Annotated in this window: 6 protein-coding genes; all 6 read right to left on the minus strand. The window is 61.1% G+C overall.

Translation table 11 applies throughout. From position 1 onward, the window contains the following. Window positions 1-353, minus strand: a 353-nt coding sequence (locus tag J0I64_RS00825) for an RES family NAD+ phosphorylase (protein ID WP_291405487.1), incomplete at its 3' end; no start/stop codon positions are given. After that, complete coding sequence (locus J0I64_RS00830) at window positions 344-865, minus strand: MbcA/ParS/Xre antitoxin family protein (RefSeq protein WP_291405495.1); 522 nt, start codon at window positions 863-865, stop codon at window positions 344-346. The genes J0I64_RS00830 and J0I64_RS00825, both read right to left, overlap by 10 nt. 67 nt (window positions 866-932) lie before the next feature. Beyond that, window positions 933-2,222 (minus strand): branched-chain amino acid ABC transporter permease, encoded by a 1,290-nt coding sequence (locus J0I64_RS00835; RefSeq protein WP_366933664.1) that lies wholly within the window; start codon window positions 2,220-2,222, stop codon window positions 933-935. Further along, entirely contained in the window at window positions 2,219-3,223 is a 1,005-nt protein-coding gene (locus tag J0I64_RS00840) for a branched-chain amino acid ABC transporter permease (RefSeq protein ID WP_291405489.1), read from the minus strand. The genes J0I64_RS00835 and J0I64_RS00840 overlap by 4 nt, the downstream gene beginning before the upstream one ends. Window positions 3,224-3,226: 3 nt before the next feature. Further along, on the minus strand, window positions 3,227-3,931 hold the full coding sequence (locus J0I64_RS00845) for an ABC transporter ATP-binding protein (protein WP_291405491.1): 705 nt from the start codon (window positions 3,929-3,931) through the stop codon (window positions 3,227-3,229). Then, window positions 3,931-4,596: ABC transporter ATP-binding protein (locus tag J0I64_RS00850; RefSeq protein ID WP_291405493.1), on the minus strand; the 666-nt coding region annotated here is incomplete at its 5' end. The genes J0I64_RS00845 and J0I64_RS00850, both read right to left, overlap by 1 nt.

A 4,596-nucleotide genomic window follows, 5' to 3' on the forward strand; every position in this document is an offset into this window, starting at 1 on the left:
AAAGCCTCGCGCCGCAGGTGGTGAGCCACTTCCGCCAACCCCGTTTCGACCGAAACCGCCGCATACCAGGCGCCAAGATCGGGCCCCGAAAAGCGCCCGCCCCCCGGCGCTGCGTGCAAAAAGGCCGCCATGACAATGGATGAATTGGGCCGGCCAAACGCCCACTCGTCCTGCGGCAGGCGTTTGATGCGTTCGGCCACCAATCGATCATTGGTCCAGCCGGCCAGTTCCATCACCGCCTCAAGATCGGCAGCGCGCGAAACGGTGTCGAAAAGCCCGATGGGCGGGAACTGCGAGGGGATCAGCCGAAAGCTCGGTTGCGGTGCGGGCGCGCGGCGCGTTTCTACCGCCACACGATGTCCCCCGCCACGGTCGCCGGAAAATCGGCATCGAGCCCATTGGGCGGCATATAGATCCCGCCCCGCGCCGCATCGAGAAAGCGCCGCACCAGCACAATGCCATCGAGCGATCCCGAAGTGATCAGGCTCAAGGGCGTCTGTCCGCCAAAGAGCGGTGCGTCATGCGGCCCCTTGAGCCAGCCCAACAGTTCGTGCGCATCGGCATAGAGCACGCCCAGCGCCTGATGCACGCCGAACACGGCAGAGAGGCGCATCAGCGCATCTACATCGAGCGTCACCTCGCCCTGGCCGCGCGCGAGCTTCATCCAGTTCTGATAGGTCGAGCGGCTCGGATAGCCCAGCACCAGGCGGCGCTGTTCCTCATTGAGCCCCCAGAGATCGGCAATGGCGGCAAAGGTGCGCAGCGCCGGCGCGCTCAAACGTCGGCGATTGGCGGGCTCGAAGCGTTCAACGCCGAGAGCCTGACCGGAAAATCCGACCGGAGGCGCTTCGCCAAAGCCAAACATGGACATTCCCAATCTCCTTCAAGATCAAGATTGTCCATATTTGGACATTTGTCAAGTTTCAGACAACTCAAGTCTCGCGCTTGACCACTTCCGGTATCAGTCCCTTCGGCGCAAAGCGCAGGGCGATGGTGATGACGAGACCGAGCACGAACACGCGCATCTGAGCCGAGCGCGCCTCGATTTCTGGAATCGCGCCCCACCCAAACTGGGTCGACCAGCTGCTGACAAATTCAAACACGGTCTTCGACAGCGGCTCGGAAACCACCCAGATCAACCACATCAGCACCGCCCCGAAGAGGGCACCCCAATTGTTGCCCGCCCCGCCGACAATCACCATGACCCAGATGAGGAAGGTGTGGTTGATCGGCTGATAGCTCGAGGGATCGAAAATCTGAACGAAGCTGACCAACATAGCGCCGCCAATGCCCATCAGCACCGAGCCGAAGACGAAAATCTCGAGCTGGCGCGCCGTGACGTTCTTGCCCATGGACGAAGCGGCCACGTGGTTGTCGCGGATGGAGCGCATCATGCGGCCCCAGGGACCGGCATAGGCCCGCGAGATCAGCCACAGCACCACGCCGAGTACGACGAGGGCCAGCAGCAGATAGCTGGCACGCGCCCCGAGCAGCGAGTTGGCGATATTCATGCCGCCAGCCTGAAATTCCTGCGGCAGCGGCGTCGGCCAAGGGATCGGTGACACGGTTAGCGTGCCGCGCGTCAGCCAGTCCATGTTCTTGATCAGCGCGCGGATGATTTCCGAAATGCCGATCGTGGCAATGGCGAGATAGTCGGTGCGAAGGCCGAGACAGATCTTGCCCACTACATAGGCGATACCGGCCGCGAGCACGCCGCCAAACAACCAGCCCAGCACCGGATGACCACCAAGACCGCCGATCCAGCCGCCACCGGCAGCCGATTCGATATAGGCCGCAGCCGGATCAAGCTGGCTGCGATAGAACACATAGGCCACAAACCAGGCGAGGACGGTCAGCGCCATCTTCCACTTGCCGGTAATGCCGATGCGATCGGACTTGCGCGCGGCGTAGACGAGCAACGCACCCGCGGCAAAGGCGAGCAACGCCTTGCCCAGCATCATCGGGCCTTCAGAGCCCCAGAACACCGGATTGACCGGGTAGGAGATAAAGGTGACGGCGGCGCCGCCGACCATCAGAAAACCCATGATGCCGAAATTGAAAAGCCCGCCATAGCCCCACTGGATATTGAGGCCGAGCGCGATCAGCGCATAGGCAGCCGCTTCCACAAGACGAGACGAGGTGAAGGGCATGCCCATCACCCAGCCCATCAGCAGGATGAGACAGAAAAGGCCGCCGAAAAGCGTCAGGGAACGCTGGATCATGACGAGGCTCCCTTGAAAATACCGGTCGGTCGCACAAGCAGCGTGACGACGAGAATGACGAAGGCGACCGTGAGTTTGTACTCCGTCGGCACCAGTGCCAGGGTCGGCGGCAACTGCATCCAGTCAGGCAGGATGGCATTGAGCGGCCGCAGCAGCATGGTCCAGTTAAAGACCGCCAGCGTTTCCGCAAAGCCGATCAGCATGCCGCCGGCAATGGCGCCATAGGCCTGGCCGAGACCGCCGACAATGGCAGCGGCAAAGATCGGCAGGATGATATTGAACGCAAGGTCCGGCTTCAGCGTCACATCGAGCGCCAGCATGGTGCCGGCCATGCAGCCGAGCGCCCCGGCAATGATCCAGGTCACCCGCACGACAAGCGCGGTATTGATGCCCGAAACCTGCGCCAGATCGGCATTGTCGGCCATGGCGCGCATGGCCTTGCCGAGCCGCGAACGGGTCAGGAAGAAGTGCAGTGCCAGCACCGAAACCAGGGTCACGAGGATCATCAGCACCTGCGGCTCGGTGATCACCAGCGGACGGGTCGAACCGATGCCGGCCATGTCGAAGCGGAACACTTCCTTGGGCTCATGCTCGAAGAAGGAATAGGAACCGGCACCGAAGAACAGACGAATGAGGCCCTGGATCATCAGAGTCACGCCGATCGAGGCAATCAGCAGCGTCACGGGCTTGGCGCCGCGCTTGCGCAGCGGGGCATAAAAGCCCTTGTCGATCCCCAGCGCCATGATCGCGGCCAACACCATGGCAATGGGCAGCACGACAAAGCCGGTCGGAATCGGGGTGACAATGCCCCAGGCCGCAAAGGCGGAAGCAAGGAGGAATGCGATGAACGCGCCACCCGTCATCAGCTCGGAATGAGCAAAGTGCGCAAACCGCAAAATACCAAAGATCAGCGTGATGCCGATGGCGCCCAAGGCATAGATGCAGCCCAGCACGAGACCGGAAATGATCACCTGATTGGTGAAGAAAATGAGTTCGGTCACGGCTCAGCCCCCGAGGAAAGACTTGGCGACTTCCGGGTCGGCGATCAACTCCGCCCCAGTGCCGGTGAAGCGGTTCTGCCCGCTGGCAAGCACGAAGCCCTTGGAGGCAAAGGCCAGGGCCTGGCGTGCATTCTGCTCGACCATGAGAATGCCAACGCCTTCCTTGTTGACGCGCTGGATGGTCTCGAAAATCTCGATGACATAGCGCGGCGACAGGCCCGCCGAAGGTTCGTCGAGCATAAGCAGCGTCGGTTTGCTCATCAGCGCGCGGCCCATGGCCACCATCTGCCGCTGACCGCCCGAAAGCTCGCCCGCCGGCTGCCGGCGCTTTTCGCGCAGCACCGGGAACATCTCGTAGACCCATTCCATCGTGCTGGAAAAATCGTCGGTGCGCGTAAAGGCGCCCATTTCGAGATTTTCCTCGACCGACATCGAGGTGAATACGTTCTTTTCCTGCGGCACGAAGCTCAGACCCTTGGGCACGAGCTTGTCCGGCAGGGAATTGGCGATGTTCTCGCCACCAAAATCGATGGTGCCGCCGGTGACCTTCAGAAGACCAAAGATAGCCTTGAGCGTCGTAGACTTACCCGCACCGTTGGGGCCCACGATGACACCGATATCGGTCTTCTCGATGGCGATATTGACGCCATTGAGAATGGGCGCGCCACCGTAGCCGCCGACGACATGTTTCAGTTCAATCAACGGCATCAGACAGCTACCTCGGCAGGCGAGCCGAAATAGGCTTCGACGATTTGGGGATTGGCGCGAATTTCGGCCATTGGGCCTTCGGCGATCTTTTCGCCCTGCGCCATGACGATGACCGGATCGCAGAGCCGGCCGATCAGATCCATGTCATGCTCGATGACGAAGAACGTGTAACCAAGCTCGCGATTCATCCGCTCGATATTGCTGGCGAGATCATTGAGCAGGCTCTTGTTGACGCCCGCCGCGACTTCGTCGAGCAGCACGACCTTGGCATCCACCATCATGGTACGCCCAAGCTCGAGCAGCTTCTTCTGGCCACCAGAGAGATTGCCAGCCAACTCGTTCCGCACATGACCCAATTTCAAGAAATCGATGACGTCGAGGGCTTTCTTGCGCACCTCGGTCTCGCGGCTCTTGACGAGCCCCGGCCGAAACCAGGTCGAGACCAGATGCTCGCCCGGCTGGTCGCCAGCCACCATCATCAGGTTTTCGAGCGCCGTCATCTGCGAAAATTCATGCGCGATCTGAAAGGTGCGCAGCATACCGATGCGAAAGAGCTGGTATGGCTTCATACCAGTGACATCAGCGCCATCGAAGATGACCTGGCCGCTGTCGGGCGTGATATTACCAGCGACCATGTTGAACAGGGTCGACTTGCCGGCCCCGTT

This window comes from Devosia sp. (genome assembly GCF_017307565.1).
Lineage (GTDB): Bacteria > Pseudomonadota > Alphaproteobacteria > Rhizobiales > Devosiaceae > Devosia.

Coding starts and splice junctions, on each gene's coding strand:
- J0I64_RS00835 (WP_366933664.1), bottom strand. CDS start 2,222: ATGATCCAGCGTTCCCTGACGCTTTTCGGCGGCCTTTTCTGTCTCATC.
- J0I64_RS00830 (WP_291405495.1), bottom strand. CDS start 865: ATGTTTGGCTTTGGCGAAGCGCCTCCGGTCGGATTTTCCGGTCAGGCT.
- J0I64_RS00845 (WP_291405491.1), bottom strand. CDS start 3,931: ATGCCGTTGATTGAACTGAAACATGTCGTCGGCGGCTACGGTGGCGCG.